This is a genomic window from Bacillus sp. GW823-FHT06B01 (genome assembly GCF_058952315.1).
In genome coordinates this window covers 735,750-753,946 of sequence record NZ_JBXAHR010000001.1, presented here as the reverse complement: position 1 = coordinate 753,946, position 18,197 = coordinate 735,750, and the positions used below count along the sequence as shown (strand labels likewise).

The following is an 18,197-nucleotide window of genomic DNA, read 5'->3' as shown; positions in this document are numbered from 1 at the left end:
ATTTGAATGATTATAACAAAAAAGAACCCTTGTAAGGCTCTTTTTCATAGTTGGTAAATATGTTGTCAACAATAGAGGGAAATTAAGATAGTAATTTAGATAGTAATTTAGATGTCTTTAAGTTAATCAGCTGAATTTTGTAGGAAGAATACTTTTTTCATATTTTAATGATCGATTAAAAAGACATTACATTTATTTGGGTGTTCTAGTGTATTTGAACTTTGCATGCTAACAATTTTTGTTTAGGGACAAAATGTTTTTTTCTAAATTGAAAGAAAAAATTAAAGTGCAAAATTCCTATTGTTTATTTTGGAAGGTATCAAATATTTCTTTGGCCTTATTTACTTGATGTTACCGTACGTTTATATGTTCCTAAGGGAAAGAAATACTTTCATTTTTATTAGCCTCTATTATTTGATTAAGATGGTAACATGAAATTAAAACGTTTACAACCAGAAAATAAAGAAAAAATATTAAAATACGACTTTTTTCGACAATCTTTCTGTGTTAATATCTAATATTTTTATAGGAAAAGGTGGAAGGAAACGTACCTTTTCCTATAAATTGTTGTGTAGGAATTAGAAATAACTAAAGTAGTAATAATAGCTTAAAATTAAAATGAAATTCCATGAATTTGATCCCAAAATCATGGAAACAATTGATAACGTTATAATTGAATTTTTAAACTGTAAGAGTTATAAAAGTATGGTCAAACTTTAGTCCACTTTGCGTTTCTTCCTTTTGTAACTAGCTTAATATGCCCAAATAATTGCAAGGAATTTAAAGCCTTACTGATTGTACTCTCTGCAATGTCTGGATAAGTGCTACGAATACTCTCCTTAGTAAAGGGGTGTTTTTGTTTAAGTATAAAATCCTGAATTCTCTCAACTTTAGTATGTTTACATATAGAATCTAGAACTGTGTTATGAAGATCTTTGTAAGCCTCTAAAATAATTGTTAAAAACGTTTTTAACCAAAAGCTACTATTATGTTCCTCGCAGTACCAATTCACGGAAGATTTATAAATCGAATTGTAATAATCAGATTCATTTTTCTTAATATATTTATCCAAACATACATATTTTACAAATGTATGTCCACTCTTAATTAACAGTAATTGCATTAACATAAATGCTAGCCTGTTATTACCTTGATTGAAAGGGACAATGCAATAAAAATTTAATATAAAACGAGCTATTAATAAAAGCGAATGTAGTCCCTTACTAGTATTTAATGAGTTGTATTGATCACATAATTGCTCCATAAACTGCGGAATAAGTTCATGTGGAAGAATGCGGTAACTATTCAAGTGCATTCCATGCTCAGGAATACCTGGAATAATAAAAGGTTTTTCACGCCATTTGGCACTGTCAGAGGTAAGGTAATGTATTAGTTGAAAATGTAATTCCTGTATAGTTGCTGGATTAATTAATAAAGTACAGGAGTTTTTATGTACAAAAGAAAGTGTTTGATAATAACAAAAAATAGCATCTTCTGAAATATTTTGAGGTACTATATCATCTAAAATAAGCTCTTTTAATCTTTTATTAGGAACTTTTACATCTTCATAAATAGTTGTGAAATTTTTTATGTAATGTAGTGGTATAGTTTTTTCTAAATTATTAAATATGTCAGGGTTTTGTTCCTGATAAGCAGCTAATTTTCCTTTGAACTCGCTAATGTCACTTATTAAATTTATTAACCTCCTTTTTAATTCAATATTTTTATACTTATCATCAAAAAAGTCTCTCATTTTTGTTCCCCCTGTAACCCCTTAACACGTTGTTGCATGTATCTTTCCATTCTAAAGGTATTCCACGACATCATTGTAAAATAACGACATTTTTATTCTGATTTTGATCGTGTTTCAGAATCTATATTTTTATTTGATATTTAAAATATAGAAATTATAAAGAAGAATCGTTAGGATTCAATTTTAATAGGCATAATCCTAACATCAAATGTACAAATGTACAATAAAAAAATAAAAAATATAAAACTATCGACTCTTTTGAAAGATAATAAATTAATTGTAGGTATAAATGTGTTTTAGTTTAAGAGTAAATATTGAAGTGGTAATAAAATTTTCGTAGTTAAAAAAATAGAAAAGTGATTAATTTGTGACAGTTATGTGCCTAATCAATTCATTTGCAATGATGAGAATTCCACAATTAAATCCTAACGAGCCTAAATTTCTATATTTAGCCTAAAGATTAGGGGGCTATATTGATGAAATGTATCATTAAATATAGAAATATGTAACGTTTAACACTTGTATTGTAAAATATATTGACATAAGTTAATTTAAATACTAGGTACAGGAGCAGTTAATAACAATTCAGTAAAGTACCCTTTAAACGTTTCACCCTAAAAACGTTTATATTTATAATAATCGCAAGCACACTGAAGTTTTTTGTTTGTTCCTGTACCTTATTAGGTAAAAATAATATAATAAATTGATAGAATGTTATGGAGGAAATTGGATTTTCAATTCCTTTCTTTTACATTATCAATCTCTAGATGATTTGTTTAAAATAAGGATTTACAGGGTAGAAGATGACTATTCACCAGTACTATAAAGTTAAGTTGGATATCTTATGGTATTTTATAGGAATAAATATAAGATTAAAAGGATTTGTGTACATTCACCATGTGAATATAAGTAAATTATTTATTGTGTTTTTTAAAGTTTAGAAAATATGTGTGAATTTAGCTTTGGAAATCACTTATTTGCAAGTTATATAATAGAAATGTGAAGTCTGGAAGAAACTGATATTATGAGTTCCTTCCAGACTTTTTTACTTTAAAAGTGTATTTTTTCTAAATAAGGTATAATTCCTTAAATTAATATTTGAATTTTTTGTGAAATTAAGTGAGGTTTTCATTCCTCTATTAATACATAATGTTACAAAATAGAGCTATTGTATTTATTTTATTTTTATATGAGATTAAAAATAATAATAAATGTAACAATGTATGAGTGATATTAGTATATTTACTAGTAATTTGTTCGTTTATCTTTATATTGCTATTATATTAGCGATAACAATAATATATTGGGGGGACAAGAATGAATTTGAAATTTACTTCTAAATTTGAAAGATTAATAAAAAGTAAAAAAGGAATTGGTGCTTGTGTTTTAGCTGCAGGGGTGACGGCGATTACAATGATTCCTCAAAGTGCGTATGCACATGGATTTGTTGAAAAGCCAACCAGTCGTGCTGCTTTATGTAGTCAGAATTATGGAGCATTGAATTTAAGTTGTGGAAATATAATGTACGAGCCTCAAAGCCTAGAATCACCTAAAGGATTCCCAGATGGTGGACCAATTGATGGGAAAATCGCTTCGGCAGGAGGACTATTTGGAGGAATTCTTGACCAACAAACATCAAATCGCTGGTTTAAAAATACGATTATGGGTGGAGCAAATACATTTACATGGAAATATACAGCTGCACATTCTACAAGTAAATGGCATTATTACATTACAAAAAAGGGGTGGGATCCTAATAAGCCATTAACACGTGCTGACTTAGAACCAATTGGAACTGTGAAACATGACGGTTCGGCCGCATCAAATAATTTAACACATACAATTAATGTACCAACTGATCGCAATGGTTATCATGTTATTTTAGCTGTATGGGATGTAGCAGATACGTCAAATGCGTTTTATAATGTAATTGATGTAAATCTAGTAAATAATGAAACTCCCGATACAGTAGCTCCAAGTCAACCAACTGGATTAAATGCGTCTAAAGTTGTTGCCAATAGTGTTGCACTAACATGGAAGGCCTCTACGGATAATATAGGTGTAAAAGAGTATCAAGTGTTACGCAATGGAGAATTAATTGATACGGTACCAGGTACAACATTTATTGATAAAAAGCTAAAAGCAAATACGGAATATACCTATACAATAAAGGCATTAGACTCTGCTGGAAACATATCAAAAGAAAGTGAAAAACTAAAAGTTAAGACAACAAATGAAACCCCAGATATAGAGGCTCCGACTCAACCGAAAGGAGTACATAGTATGAGTACAACAGCAACAACTGTTGACTTGATGTGGAGTCCGTCTGAAGATAATGTAGGTGTAGACCATTATATTGTATATAGGGAAAGCGCTGGAGTTATGAGTAAAATTGGGACAACAGATAATACATCCTTTATGGATAAAGAATTAAAGGCTAATACATCGTATAAATATGTAGTAACGGCGGTTGATTTAGCTGGAAATGAATCTAGTAGAAGTGATGTTTTGAGTGTAACAACAAAGGCAGAGGATTCCACATATGAAAAATGGGATGCGAGAAAAGCATATACTAAAGGTGATAGAGTAGTACATGAGGGAAAAGTGTATGAAGCAGTTCAAGATTATCAAGGCAATGGTGACACAAATTGGATTTTTGCTCTATCGCTTTGGAAGGCAGTTTTGAATAAATGATAATCAGGAAAATGTAGTTAACATTTTTGGGTTTTTCTTTGAAAATAAAGGGCGTTCGAAAAATAAATTCTCTAATGGTTTAAATGATGTACTAATACATTTAATCCCCATCTAATGTTTACGAAATGAAATTAATAAAAAATCCCAATGGTATTCCATTGGGATTTTTTATTTTCTAATTTGTAATAGCGTATATTTTCACAGTGAATTTATTAGTGGCACCAATGGGACTTGCGATATAATATTTAGTATTTGTGTAAGCTTCAGTCCTAGATCCATGTGAAATATTTTTCCAACGAATAGAATCGATACCTAGGGAAACATCAATCATTACATTGAAAGAGATAGTAGAAGGATGATCTTTTTCTGAAGGTTCAATAACCCATTTTAATTCTTTGGTACCTACAGGTAAACTATCAATTTTAAAGTTTTGACTGGATCGATTTTTTTGTCCGGATAAAGGGCTAGATTCGGATGGAATTTGCGAAATTAATATCTCTTTTTCATTTGAATGTACACCATTTAATTTAATGATACTATCAATTAAACCTGGTCCAGGAAAATCAGCTGCGATAATACCAGAATGTTTAATTCCACCTTGTTGTAAGAGTTCGGTCCCAAGTGTATTCATCCCACCATAATATACTTGCCCATTTCTATCGCGGGGAAAATCACCCCACGCATTAGTGGAATTCGTTTGAATTAACTTAGGGTTACTATAAGTATTTCTATTCTCTTTTCCGCTAGCAACAAACCAAGGATATACATTATTTAAAAATGCAGCTGCACCACCCGTACCACTAAAATGGTTAAGATATATTTTTCCATTATTAAAGTTAGTATTTGCACTTTGTAGATGAATTTTTATCGCATTCCATTTTTCATATATTTCGTTTGGTCCGCTTCCAATTTCAAATTTATCTTGTATATTCAAACTATCGTAATCAATACCGTACAATTGAGAGGATGTAAAGTTTTGTAAGACTACAATTTTACCTCGGATATCTCCTAAAGTAGGGTTGTTTTTGTCTATAGTTGGTACGGAATTAGGATCCCAAAAATATGAAGCATTAACGTTTTTATATTTTAAAAATATCTCCTCAAATGATGGAGATCCACTTTCAGGTGTAGTTTCTTCTTTTAAGCGCATTAAAATTGTTTCTGTCGGATAATCTTTTAAAAATTGAATTGCGTCTTCTAATACATCTTCAAACACTGCGTTTTGATTTACAATGCCATGGTACATTGCAAAAGAATCCTTTACACGTTTAACGCGCATATCTACATATCGAATTCCAGAATTTAATTGTTGGGGTAGACTCATAGTTTGATTTCTTGTCAAATTTTCATCAAGAAAACTTGCTCCATGTAAAGCCATTGTACCATGAGTTCCTGGAATAGATATTTCACTTAATTTTGTTGAATCAGCTACTTCTGACATCCATGATGGATTCTGATATCCTATATTGGGTTCATAAGAATAACCTGGATGACTATCAGCTAAAATAGTAGATGGTGCACTTAAAATTGCTAGTGTAAAATAAGTGAGGATACTAATTTTAAAGAAATTTTTCATTTTTATTTTGTTCATTATATCTCTCCTGACTTTTAAACAATAGCTATAATAAGATGGTTTTTTACTATATTTATTGTTTTTTTATTCCTAATGTAATGAATTTTTGTAATTAAAAAGAGGTAGTGAGCTAACTTAAGATATTATTAGTTTATTGTAATAATTTATATCTAATAGCCAAACGGATTTTTAAAAAATTGAAGCATAGATAGGTAAAAATAAGCTTTTTGCTGTATTGTATACAAACAAAACAGAAGCCTTAAAAAGACTTCTATTTTGTGACATATTATGAATGATAAGGTGGTTAACAAATTAAGATAGTGTGAGTGAGCGGTAAAAATCTATTTATAGCTGTTTCAGGAATTTCTTATAACAAGGCTATTTAGGAAAAGTGGTCCCTACAATGCTAATAAAAATTAAAACATTTTACTCATTAAAACTTAGACTAACTACAGTTGCGATAGATTGGGCTGCATGTTCCCAGCTTCCATCTATAACTTTACCAATCTGCTGACCAAGTGTATTTAAATCATTTGGATTAACTGGAATTCCATTATACGCAGCAAGAATTGATAAAAGTGGAGCAGCAAATGGTGTCCAACCACCTCTATCAATATTAAATACAGGCTTATCTACTACTTTTCCATCTTGCACAGTAAACTCATAATAAAATTGATCATCTGGACGGAAACTTAAATGATGAGAAATTTGTCCCTTAACATATTTTTTTCCTTCACTTAGATTTACTACTTCTATTTCTTTTACGTTAAATTCATGCTCAAATACTTTTATTTTTTTGATTTCTGGACCATTTAAGGCAGCATTAACAGCTGTTTCTAAATTATTTTGTGCTAATGGTTGAATACCCATTTGAGCCTCTTTTTGTTGGATAGGAGCCTCTTTTTCTGCAGCAAACACTGATGTAGTTGGTAGTGCACCTGTAGCTAATGTAGCTGCAAGTGCTGTTGTCATCATGATTTTTCTTTTCATCTTCATAGTTTTTCTTCCTCTCTTAAAGTTTTGATATATAATCTTTTAAAAACTGACATTGTGCAATATTTTATTTAATAATGCACAAAAAACTGGTTTAAGAATTATGTGGAATTATGTCAGAGAATTAAATTTAATTATATATGTATTTAAGATGATATCTATCTACACATGTTTTTTCAATTTTTAGATAAATGTAATAGTAATGACTTCTTAAGAGTCAATTTAGTACCTTGTTTATCTATAGAAATCCTATAAACAAACTAATTTCATAGTGAATGTAATATATTTGATATTAAATGTCTTACATAATGCTATAAAATTTCACAATTTTATAGCATTATATATATCTAAAAAAGGTAACGGTATATGAGTGATATGTAATGCTTGTAATAGGTGTGAATTATGTGATGCCACCTATTGTAACAGCTAATATGTAAGTTCTTATCTTTCTTAAAAACATTATCTATCTAGCTTCGTGAAAAGCAATTTGATGGATTATTTTTATTTATTAGATAAGTTTAAGCAGAAACTTTTGTTTTAATTATGTCGATTCACGGATAATTAAGTTTGTAGGATATTCAATAATTTTACGTTTAATAGATTCATCTGTATTTATATATAGTAGAATCTCGTTAACGGTACGTTTACTCAGTTCAACAATTGGAATATCAATGGTACTAATTGTTGGAGTTGTAACTGTACAAATTAATTGATTATCATAACCACAAACAGCTAAGTCAGTTGGAATAGAATATCCTTTTATAGTAGCTCCTTTAATGACTCCAGCAGCAACTTGATCATTTCCAGTAAATAATGCAGTAGGTCTATCTTTTAATTTATCTAATTTCTCAAAAATTCTAAATCCATCTTTAATAGTAATTGCATCTCCAAATAGCCATTTTTTATTGAATGGTAATTGTTTTTCTTTTAAGGCATGCAAATATCCTTGTTGGCGTTTTAATTGTGCTTGACTATTAAGAGAATCAAAACAAAAGCCAATTTTTTTATGACCTTTGCTTATTAAATGTTTAACAGCTTTGTATCCAGCTTCAAATTCATCGTAACAAATTATTGGAATAGGTGCATTTTCCTCATACTCATTACAAAGTAATATGGGCCCATATGCTAAATAATGCTCTATATTTTCCCAACTATTTTCTAGGGATGCGAGAATTACACCATCTACAGCTTTATTCTTTAGTAATGAAAGTAATTCTAGTTCTATTTTTTTCTCATAAAAAGTCTGATAAATTAGCAATTTGTAATTGTGTTTTAATAATTCTTTAGAAATTTCTCTAGCTAATTTTCCGAAAAAAGGATGATCTATATTTGGAATTGATAGAGCAATGGTTTGTGTCTTATTTATCCTAAGATTCCTAGCAATAGAACTAGGAGTATAGTTGAATTCTTGCATTACTTTTATTATTTTCTCACGTTTTTCTGAATTTACATAAGGATGATTATTTAGAACCCTTGAAACCGTAGCATTTGATACATTACATAATTTAGCTATTTCATTAATTGTTACCATAGAGAAACCCTCCGTAAAAAATATGTTGACATGTAATCGATAACATAAAATATAGTCTACTCATGATTTTCAAAATAATTTCTTAGAGGTGATTTAACGTGAAAACTCTTACTACAATTTCTGGACATAGTAAAGACAATTTAGCTTTATTAAAGTGCCTACAGGGGGAAACAAAAGAAAAAGAATTTGAAATTAGTAATATATTACCGAATCACAAGATGAAAGAGAAATTATTTAGAGAAAACAAATTGAAAATAGATATTGATATAGAAAAAGATATTTTCAATTATAGCAGAAAAAATATACAGAAAATAGAATTTATGCCAGTTAATCGGTTGATTTCTCAAGATGAGGTTGAAAAAATTATAGGGGTTTTAAAAGATATTTTACCGACAGGTCAATTCACAAGTGGACCATTTTCAAAAAAACTAGAAGAAGTAATCGGAAGTTATTTGAATAAAAAGTTTGTAATTGCAACAAGTAGTGGTACAGATGCTCTTATGGTGTCATTGTTATCTATCGGTATCCAGCCGGGGGATGAAGTAATTATGCCAGCTAATAGTTTTGCTGCTACTGAAAATGCCGTGTTAGCAGTCGGAGCAAAACCTATATTTGTAGATATAGATCAGCAGAGTTATTGTATTGATCCATCTAAAATAGAAGAAGCTATAACCAAAAAAACTAAATGCATTTTACCTGTACATTTGTATGGTAAACAATGTGAAATGAAAAAAATTCGTGAAATTGCGGATCTATATCAATTAACAGTTATTGAAGATGCATGTCAAGCTATTGGTTCTTCAAATCTTGGAGAATATGGAGATATAATTGTCCTTAGTTTTAATCCATATAAGAATTTTGGTGTATGTGGTAAGGCAGGTGCAATAGTTACTAATAATGAAACTCTTGCAATTCGTTGCAATCAATATAGTTATCATGGATTTGAGATTGATAAAAAAAATAAAAAGGTATTAGACTTTGGATTCAATTCTAAAATTGATAATGTGCAAGCAGCTATTGGTTTGGAAAGAATTAAGTACTTATCATATAACAATTTAAAAAGAGCGTATTTAGCTCAACGATATATACGTGATTTAAAGGAATTAGAGGATAGAGAATTAATTAAGCTACCTATGATGACAGAAGATAATGTCTGGCACCTTTTTCCGATTAGAGTTGAAAATGGAAGAAGAGACGAGTTGAAAAATAAATTGTACCAAATGTATAACATTGAAACAGATATTTATTATCCGGTATTATCTCATAAACAAAATACTAAGTGGATAAAGGAAAATGATTTGCAAAACAATATATTAAATACAGAGCAAGTTCATAAAGGAATATTACATTTACCTTTACACCCAAATATGATGTTAGAAGAGCAAAATTTCGTTTTGGAGGGATTATTCAATGTCAATAAGTAATGAAGTTTTAAAGTCTTTAAATTTTGAAAGACTACCACAGGTTAAAAAGCCTAAATATGTAGTGTTCTGTGATTTTGATGAAACTTATTATCCTCATAACATGGATGATTCTAAAAGAAGCAATATGAAATTGTTAGAAAAGTATTTGTATGAACAGGGAAGTAAAGGGGATTTAGTAATTGGTTGGGTAACGGGAAGTAGTTTAGAATCAATTGTTGAAAAAATGAAAAAGGGTGGTATTCAGTATTTCCCTCATTTTGTGGCGAGTGGGTTAGGTACAGAAATAACGTACTTTGATAGTAATGGGACTACTATAGATGATCAAATTTGGGAGGAGAGAATTATAGGGGGTGGTTTTGATTCTTCAAAGATTGAAAGAATTCTTAAATTGCTAGAATCAAAATATGAAATTTTTTTAAGACCTCAGACACAATTAGGAAGTTCTAAGTACAAATTTAATTTTTATTATGAAGAGCAAAATGAATTTATTGATGCAAAGAATTTAGAAAAGATAGAAGAAATCGGAGAAATATTCCAAGTGGGAGTTAATATTAACAAATGTAATCCACTAGCTGGTGATCCAGAAAATTGCTATGATGTAGATTTTATTCCACTTGGAACAGGTAAAGATGAGATAGTGAAGTTTATTTTAGACAAGTACGAACTAGATAAAACAAATGCTATTGCTTTTGGAGATAGTGGGAATGATTTAAGAATGCTACAAGCTGTAAGACATGGTTATTTAGTAGAAAATGCAACAGAAGAAGCCAAACACACACACTCAATGTTAGCTGAAGGTGAATACTCGATTGGAATTTTAAATACTCTAAAGCACATTATTAATTAAAAGGGGATGTTCATATAATGAATATTGGAATTATAGGTGCAGGAAGTATTGCAAGAGCTCATTCTAGAGCATTATCAACTGTTGATAGTTGTAAATTAGTTGGAGTATATGATGTTAATAATGAGAATGCCCAAAAGTTGGTAGGGAATTTTGGTGGGAAGGTTTTTAATAGCTATGAAGAGTTACTTGAAGTAGTTGATGGGGTAATAATATCTTCACCGAATTTTTGTCATAGATCTCAAGCGGTTCAAGCGTTATTAAAAAACAAACATGTGTTATGTGAAAAGCCAATGGCAATTTCTTGTGAAGAAGCAAAATACATGATGACAATAGCAAAAAATACTAATTTAGTCGCTTCAATGGGGTTTAACTATCGCCACCTATCTTATGTTAAGGCTTTAAAACAATTAATTCAAAATGAAGAATTAGGGGAAATAGTAGTGGTAAGATTGCATTTTAAAAAGAATAGCGCTTTTAGGAGAACTTCGTTTACTTGGCGAGATGATTTTCAAAGTAATAGAACTAGCGGGGCCTTGGGAGATTTAGGAATTCATCTAATAGATTTATTATGGTTTTTATTTGAGAGTGATTTTAGAGAGGATACTGTTCGAACTAAAATTAAAACAAATGTTAAGGAAAAAGAAAGTAAACCAGTTTTTGTTGATGACTATGCTGAGGTTTATGGCCAATTGAAAAATAAGGTTTTTGTTAATATTACAACATCTAAAAGTTCATTTCTTGACGATTGTGGTTTTAGTATAGAGGTAATAGGTACGAAGAAAGAATATAAGTATTCTTCTAAAGAGCCAAATAAATATATACTCTTTGATGGATTGGAAAAACATGAAATCCCGTTACCATTACCTTTACTAGTCGATCCAGAAAACGAGATTTTTGAATGGTCTGATTCTTTTAGAAGTGAAATTATAGAATGGGCTAAGGCTGCGGAAGGTGGGCCAAATAAGTCTGTAGCAACATTTGAAGATGGATTTCGTTCACAAGTAATATTGGATATGTTTTTTGATAAAAGCAGTAGTAATAAAGAACGATCTGTAGCAACTATTTAGTTTTATGGTAAAAACAGGGGTTTAAAACTTTTACTTAAATCCCTGTTTTTATTTTGGATTGGAGTTGAGAAAAGGTGCGGTTAATATTTTATTATGGTTGCTTGTTTTATTTTATTGTAGGAATAATACATGTTTGCATAGGTAGTTTAATTCCTTCATTAATACAATATTATGGAAGAACCCCTGATCAATTAGGTGTTTTAATATTTTTTCAATTTACGGGTTTTTTATTTGGTGTTCTAAGTTCACCCATACTAGTAAGAAAGTATCATTACTTTAAAACAATAACATTAGGTGTTTTAGTAATGTCCATCGTCCTAGGAGGTTTTATATATATTAAAGAATGGGCATATTTAGCCGTTATTTGCTTTGTATTAGGCTATGGAGCAGGTTTGTTAGAAACTACGGTGGGTTCCTTTATTATTTCAGCAGAAAGGAATAGTGCTGCTAAATTTAGTATTCTCGAAGTATGGTTTGGGGTTGGGGCGCTAGGGTTTCCGTTACTAGTTAATTATATTACAAAATTTTATGAATGGTATTTTATTCTTTATGGGATGTTACTATTCTTTATTTTTACACTATTTGTTTGGTACATGCTTGGACGTACAAAATTTCTAAATTTTTCTCCTCAAAAAAATGAAAAGGGAGGAGCATCCCTTTCATCATTCACTCTTAAATTTAAAAGTGAAAAGATTAAAGTTATAGTATTTATTTCACTTTTTGCATTCTTATATGCAGGCATAGAAACCAATCTTGCAAATTTTTTATCTACAATAATGATTCTTACCAATAATGAATTAATCAGTTCAGTAAGTATATCTTGTTTTTGGCTAGCCATAGTTATAGGAAGAATACTTGTAGGTAAGTTTGCTCATAAATTTAATTATTGGACATACATTACATCTAGTTGCTTTACATTAGTGATTCTATTATTTCTATTCCCCTTTGTTCAAGGTACAGGTATGTATTTGTTTATCATCTTCATTATTGGTTTAGTTATAGCGGGTGTTTTTCCAATAACATTAATCTTAGCTTCCCGTATTATGGAAAATAATATTGATGAAGTGACTAGTTTATTTATTGCATCGGCCAGTTTAGGGGGGGCACTAGTATCTTTTCTAATTAGCTGGAGTCTGTCCTTAAATACTATAAAGGTTACTTTTGGGATATTTTCACTTTTCGCATTTAGTTTAGGTTGTATTATTTTAAAAATGAGAAAAATTTCCACTTACAGTAATGAAAGTGCCAAAAAAGTAGAAAATATGAAAAATTTATAGAAAAATTTTTATAATGTGAAAAAGATAATTATATTTGGGATTTCCAAAAAGATTGATAAAGTTAAAAATTCTGTATTTGGAGTTTGTTTTAAATATTGTAATGTGTAATATATAAAACAGAGATACTTCAACAATAAAAATGATTTGCACCAGTGACCAGTTCTCAGTTGATTGAATGTTATGACATGAAAAGGTTACCTTGTTGTATATACAATAAGGTAGTAAAAACATATTTTCATAAGTATTAAAAAGTTATTTTAATTAGCATTTAAGATTAATCTAAGAGGGGTTTGTTATCGAATGGAGATAAAGATAAGTAAAAAGGATTAGGTTGATATCTCTAAAAAATTAAAGTCTTTTTTAGCTGAACAGTATTCACTGGAATTGGGTGAATACATAAGCTATGAGTTACTTGAATTCATAATAAAGGAATTAAATCCACATTATAATCAAGTTACTAAGGATAGGTTAGAAATGTTGTTAAAGAATATAGAGAAAGATATATACAGTTAATAGATTTTAAATGACAATTGAAAACCTAAGATATCATTTTAGATCTCTTAGTACCCAGTAAGAATAAAATAAGTAATGCGTTACAAAATACCCATCCAATTTTATTGATAATAAAGGATGGGTGTTTTCTCTAAGTAGGATGTTATGAAAACCTGCCGATAAAAGTCTATATTAAAGGCGGTCCCGCTTTTTTGTATGCTATAGCACACTCTACAACTAAGACCTAATGATATATATATACTAATTCAAAAGCGGAACGGTTAATAAATGACAGAATAGAAATAAAATTAGAAAAAATACCTATATAATGGTAGAATATGGTTGGTGAACTTATAGATGAATAATCAATAAATCTAGTTTTAAAGGGGGAAATAATTTGGGGAATAGGAACAAAAGAATGAAAATTTATTTTCAAAGGTTAGTAGCTGTAAGTGTTTGTTTTTTGTTAGTTTTTCTGGGGAGCAATTATTCAAAAGCCGAAACTGTTGCACCTATAACATTAAATCCTAAAGATGTAGAAGCATTCACCAATAAAGTAATTCCAGAGAAAATGAAAAAAGAAAATGCAGCTGGTGTAGCTCTTGTCGTTGTAAAGGATAATCAAATTTTATTTCAAAAGGGATTCGGATTTTCCGATAAAGAAAAGAATACTCCTATCGATCCCAAAAAAACAGTTTTTCGATTAGCGTCAATATCAAAAGTTTTTACTGCTAGTGCTGTCATGCAGTTAGTTGAACAAGGAAAAATTGATTTAAATAAAGATATAGTAAATTATATGGGGGGATTAAAGTACCAAAATAACATGGGTGAACCAGTTACAATGGAGCATTTACTTACCCATACAACAGGGTTTGATTACGTAGATCCAAGACCAGAGGATATCCATTATCAAGATAATGATTATACAATGCTTAAAGACTATGTAGAAGAAAATATGCCCACAGTAGTGAGAATGCCAGGAGATACATATACATATGATAATTTCGCTTCTATGCTTCAAGGGTATATTGTTCAAAATTTGACAAATACACCTTTTTACAAATATATGGCCAAAAATATTTTTTACCCTCTAGAAATGCATAATAGTAGTTTTGTTATGACTAATTTTATTAAAGAAAAGCTTGCAACAGGCTATGATGCTAAAGGCAATGCCATCCCATTTTATCAAACAAGACCAACAGACATGCCACAAGGCAGTATGTTTTCTACAGGAAGTGATGTAGCCAATTTCATGATTGCTCAATTGAATAATGGTAAATTTAAAAATAACCAATTACTACAAAAAGAAACCGCAGAAGATATGCAAAAAACAAAATTTGCTTTACATCCCAAATACCCTAATATGACATACGGATTTGAGTTCTTTTCACCACAAAGCCATAATGGGCAATATGTTTTTGGTAAAGGTGGAAATATACCAGGCTTTTCATCTTTAATGTGGTTAATTCCAGAGCATAAAATTGGAGTTTTTGTTGTTACAAATAAAGATAGTTCAGCACTTCCTGTTGAAGTATTTGATGATTTTATGAATAACTATTTCCCAGATAAAACAAAGCCTGAATATTTAAACCCTAATGAAGAAGAATTAAAGAAATTTGAAGGTGTTTACCGAGATTTGAGATTAAAAAACCTAATGTCACATGTAAACATAAGTGAAGGAAAGTTATATGTAAGTGATAAAGTATATGGTAAACAGGAGCTAAAACAAATAGACCCTTTACTATTTGAGGATGAAAAAGGAAATTATATGGCATTTAAACTTCACAAAGATGGTACTGTGAAAGAAATGATACATTGGAACTCTGGCAGCTCAGCGGTGAAGTTAAGTGAGCCCGAGAGATTTAAAGACGTAGATGAAAATCATCCGTATGCTAAGTTTATAAATCCTTTACATCAATACGAGGTATTACAAGCAAATAGGGAGGGGAATTTCACTCCAGAATCTTCTCTTACACGAGCAGAATTTGCATATTGGTTATCTCAAATTGCTTACTTTACGCCACCTTCAAAAAAAGAACCAGTGTTTTCTGATGTGAAAAATCATCCGTATGCACCACATATTCAAAAGTTATATGAGATTGGTATTTTATATGAAAAAGAAGGGGAACAATTCCATCCAGACCGTGCAATTACTAGACAAGAAGCAGCATGGATTACCTGGCAGTATTTAAAAATGTTAGGAGCGCCATCTGCAGATGCAACATTAAAGGGAGAAACTGATGATTGGGCAATAGAATCCGTGAAAAACATTGTAGGTCATCGTTTAGTAGGTCCTGAGGTTATATATAATGAAGATGGATCAGCAGATTATCTATCAAAACAAAGTATGAAACGACAAGAGGCAGCTGCATTGTTATTTTACGTTTTGTTATCTAGTTAATTTGTTTTGAGGTAAATTTTACAAAAAGAGAAAATCAAGAGAGCTTGAAATAATTCACAGAAAGAGAATAGTCTTAGAGCAATTGTTTATCGTAATAAACAGAGGGTGGATGAGTGATCACCATACCCAAAATCTTAAGTAGAGCTGTTATTAGAAGGATTTCTTAAGTGTTTTGTAATGTAAGTAGCTCCTTTCAGGGGGCTTTTTTTATTTTATTATCAATAATTTCATGTACCGTAATTATTAATAACAAAATAAAAATCTATACTAAGGGGATTTAGTCCAAGATAGGTCAAACCAGGTCACAGTAATACATTAGTTACCAACTAATATGATGGATAAAAAAATTGTCTTCATCTTTTTTCTTTTTGAAGGAAAATAATATTAGTTGATACGATTGTTTACACAACAGTTTATTTATTAATATTACCTACTGCTCACATTATTGAGGGGCTGGAAAACAACAAAGACGTTCTCAAATGTATGTATAAACTTTAATAACAAAGATAAAAAAATAGGTCATTGGAAATGTCGAAAGAATTAAGTTGTTATTAAAAATTGAAGGTGATACCATAAAATTAAACATTGTTTAAAACATTGTTTAATTGATGGATTTTAGAGGAGGAGATAAGTTGAGGGGAAATGAAAACATATCTACGAAAGAAAAGATTTTAAATACAACATTGGAGTTAATTAAAGACAAAGGCTTCGAAAGCGTAACAATAAGAAAAATTGCGGCATTGTCAGATACAAATATTGCGCTTGTAAATTACCATTTCGGCTCAAAAGAAAAGTTGATTAATGAGACGATTAAAGTCTTATTAATTAGCTTTCAAGGCGCTTTTTCTATTTTAGATGATATTAATGTGCCAGCAAAAGAAAGATTAAAAATATTTTTACTTGATTATGTACTTGTAATTCAGCAATACCCTGAGTTAGTTAGGAAAATTATTGCAATGGGAACTACGGTATTTACATCTCAATACGAATATGGAGATTTTTTGAAGAGGATTGGTTTTAGTAAAGTGAAGGATATTTTGAGTGAAATAACAAATGAAACGGATCAGGAAATTTTAATGATGTTGACAGTGCAAATATTCGGATCCATTTTTCTTCCAGCATTAATGATGCCAATTCTTGAATCAGGGGCAGACATAAGAATACTGCCTGTAGAAAAACAAATTGATTTCCTATTTGAACGCTATTTTTATAAAAATTGAGATAGTGGGTGATTGAGATGATTAGTTTTTTTAGAAAGCATTGGTGTGATGTAGGATTAGTTATGGCAATTGTTGTCGTAGGTTGTTTAGTCGCAAATTTTGAAGAAATGAGTGAAATAAAAGTACTGTTAGCATTAAGTTTTGTAGCCATTTTAGTGCATCAATTTGAAGAGTATCGTTGGCCGGGTTATTTCGCTGGTCTGTTTAATGTAGTTATATTTAAAAGTGATATACCAGATCGCTATCCATTAAACACGCAATCTGCTATGGTAATAAATATTTTGATTGCGTATGTTTTTTATTTACTTCCGGTTTTCTTTCCAAATATTATATGGCTTGGGTTGGCACCTATTTTAATGGGATTTTTTCAATTCATATGGCATGGTATTTTTGCGAATATAAAGGCTAAAACAATATACAACCCAGGATTAGGTGCGGTTGTATTACTACATGTTCCGATTGGTTATGCATATATGAGATATGTTCTTTTACACAATCTAGCTACAAATTTGGATTGGATATTAGGACTAATCTATTTTCTAGTAGCTACCTATTTTTTAATTATTAAAGGAAATATGTTACTGAAAAGTAAGGAGACAATTCATTACTTTTCTAAAAAGCAATTAGGTCCGTATAATGATGCATTAAAGTGATTCAGAAGGAATTTTGGATGCTTAAGAGAATACAAGTGAGTTACAAAAGAAAGGTGCGTAGGCGCCTTTCTTTTGTATGAAGGAGATTTTTGTATTTTGGGGTAGCGTCTCATGCCCATCAACCTAAGAAATTCATTGTTCCTCAAAACGAAAAAAATGACCTGAATTCTCATAAATAATGGTTGTAGTTATATAAAATTTTTGTTTTAGGGATACCTCAAAGTGTTAGCTTAATAAGAATAATCCTTAGCCTCCTTTAGATGAAAAAGGGG

At 30.2% G+C, this 18,197-nt stretch carries 13 protein-coding genes; 9 read left to right on the top strand and 4 right to left on the bottom strand.

What is annotated here, in order from left to right:
* Positions 1-709: 709 nt before the first annotated feature.
* Positions 710-1,753: a Fic family protein gene (locus AC1Q8N_RS03950; RefSeq protein WP_098077083.1), complete on the bottom strand. Its 1,044-nt coding sequence runs from the start codon at positions 1,751-1,753 to the stop codon at positions 710-712.
* A gap of 1,317 nt (positions 1,754-3,070) precedes the next feature.
* On the opposite strand from AC1Q8N_RS03950, the gene AC1Q8N_RS03945 reads away from it, so the two are divergent.
* Complete coding sequence (locus AC1Q8N_RS03945; RefSeq protein WP_493521081.1) at positions 3,071-4,447, top strand: lytic polysaccharide monooxygenase; 1,377 nt, start codon at positions 3,071-3,073, stop codon at positions 4,445-4,447.
* A gap of 175 nt (positions 4,448-4,622) precedes the next feature.
* Here the strand turns inward: AC1Q8N_RS03945 and AC1Q8N_RS03940 are convergent, their stop codons facing one another.
* The 3 genes from AC1Q8N_RS03940 to AC1Q8N_RS03930 all read right to left on the bottom strand — a co-directional run bounded on the left by AC1Q8N_RS03940 (position 4,623) and on the right by AC1Q8N_RS03930 (position 8,544).
* Positions 4,623-6,038, bottom strand: coding sequence for a phosphatidylinositol-specific phospholipase C (locus AC1Q8N_RS03940; RefSeq protein WP_493521080.1), 1,416 nt, complete (start codon positions 6,036-6,038; stop codon positions 4,623-4,625).
* A gap of 408 nt (positions 6,039-6,446) precedes the next feature.
* Positions 6,447-7,016, bottom strand: a complete 570-nt coding sequence (locus AC1Q8N_RS03935) for a methyltransferase (protein WP_098077091.1) — start codon at positions 7,014-7,016, stop codon at positions 6,447-6,449.
* Between the two features lie 538 nt (positions 7,017-7,554).
* A complete protein-coding gene (locus AC1Q8N_RS03930; protein ID WP_098077094.1) occupies positions 7,555-8,544 on the bottom strand; it encodes a LacI family DNA-binding transcriptional regulator in 990 nt (329 codons plus the stop codon).
* Between the two features lie 98 nt (positions 8,545-8,642).
* On the opposite strand from AC1Q8N_RS03930, the gene AC1Q8N_RS03925 reads away from it, so the two are divergent.
* The 8 genes from AC1Q8N_RS03925 to AC1Q8N_RS03890 all read left to right on the top strand — a co-directional run bounded on the left by AC1Q8N_RS03925 (position 8,643) and on the right by AC1Q8N_RS03890 (position 17,925).
* On the top strand, positions 8,643-9,968 hold the full coding sequence (locus tag AC1Q8N_RS03925; RefSeq protein ID WP_431098713.1) for a DegT/DnrJ/EryC1/StrS aminotransferase family protein: 1,326 nt from the start codon (positions 8,643-8,645) through the stop codon (positions 9,966-9,968).
* The gene (locus tag AC1Q8N_RS03920) at positions 9,955-10,815 is read left to right on the top strand and encodes an HAD-IIB family hydrolase (RefSeq protein ID WP_098049434.1); all 861 of its coding nucleotides are present in this window, start codon (positions 9,955-9,957) and stop codon (positions 10,813-10,815) included. Before AC1Q8N_RS03925 ends, AC1Q8N_RS03920 begins: the two co-directional genes overlap by 14 nt.
* A gap of 17 nt (positions 10,816-10,832) precedes the next feature.
* Positions 10,833-11,882: a Gfo/Idh/MocA family protein gene (locus AC1Q8N_RS03915; protein WP_060488893.1), complete on the top strand. Its 1,050-nt coding sequence runs from the start codon at positions 10,833-10,835 to the stop codon at positions 11,880-11,882.
* Between the two features lie 74 nt (positions 11,883-11,956).
* Positions 11,957-13,159 (top strand): MFS transporter, encoded by a 1,203-nt coding sequence (locus AC1Q8N_RS03910; protein WP_098077100.1) that lies wholly within the window; start codon positions 11,957-11,959, stop codon positions 13,157-13,159.
* 336 nt (positions 13,160-13,495) lie between these two features.
* The gene (locus AC1Q8N_RS03905; protein WP_240514582.1) at positions 13,496-13,672 is read left to right on the top strand and encodes a DUF2164 family protein; all 177 of its coding nucleotides are present in this window, start codon (positions 13,496-13,498) and stop codon (positions 13,670-13,672) included.
* Positions 13,673-14,069: 397 nt separating this feature from the next.
* A complete protein-coding gene (locus tag AC1Q8N_RS03900) occupies positions 14,070-16,052 on the top strand; it encodes a serine hydrolase domain-containing protein (RefSeq protein ID WP_098077569.1) in 1,983 nt (660 codons plus the stop codon).
* Positions 16,053-16,684: 632 nt separating this feature from the next.
* Positions 16,685-17,272 (top strand): TetR/AcrR family transcriptional regulator, encoded by a 588-nt coding sequence (locus tag AC1Q8N_RS03895; protein WP_098067823.1) that lies wholly within the window; start codon positions 16,685-16,687, stop codon positions 17,270-17,272.
* Between the two features lie 8 nt (positions 17,273-17,280).
* Positions 17,281-17,925, top strand: coding sequence for an HXXEE domain-containing protein (locus AC1Q8N_RS03890; protein ID WP_098049438.1), 645 nt, complete (start codon positions 17,281-17,283; stop codon positions 17,923-17,925).
* The last annotated feature ends 272 nt before the right edge of the window (positions 17,926-18,197 follow it).

Bases quoted from the DNA above. Each gene is read 5' to 3' on its own strand.
- AC1Q8N_RS03950 (WP_098077083.1), bottom strand. From the start codon at position 1,753: ATGAGAGACTTTTTTGATGATAAGTATAAAAATATTGAATTAAAAAGG.
- AC1Q8N_RS03935 (WP_098077091.1), bottom strand. From the start codon at position 7,016: ATGAAGATGAAAAGAAAAATCATGATGACAACAGCACTTGCAGCTACA.
- AC1Q8N_RS03900 (WP_098077569.1), top strand. From the start codon at position 14,070: ATGAAAATTTATTTTCAAAGGTTAGTAGCTGTAAGTGTTTGTTTTTTG.
- AC1Q8N_RS03945 (WP_493521081.1), top strand. From the start codon at position 3,071: ATGAATTTGAAATTTACTTCTAAATTTGAAAGATTAATAAAAAGTAAA.
- AC1Q8N_RS03940 (WP_493521080.1), bottom strand. From the start codon at position 6,038: ATGAACAAAATAAAAATGAAAAATTTCTTTAAAATTAGTATCCTCACT.
- AC1Q8N_RS03915 (WP_060488893.1), top strand. From the start codon at position 10,833: ATGAATATTGGAATTATAGGTGCAGGAAGTATTGCAAGAGCTCATTCT.
- AC1Q8N_RS03930 (WP_098077094.1), bottom strand. From the start codon at position 8,544: ATGGTAACAATTAATGAAATAGCTAAATTATGTAATGTATCAAATGCT.
- AC1Q8N_RS03920 (WP_098049434.1), top strand. From the start codon at position 9,955: ATGTCAATAAGTAATGAAGTTTTAAAGTCTTTAAATTTTGAAAGACTA.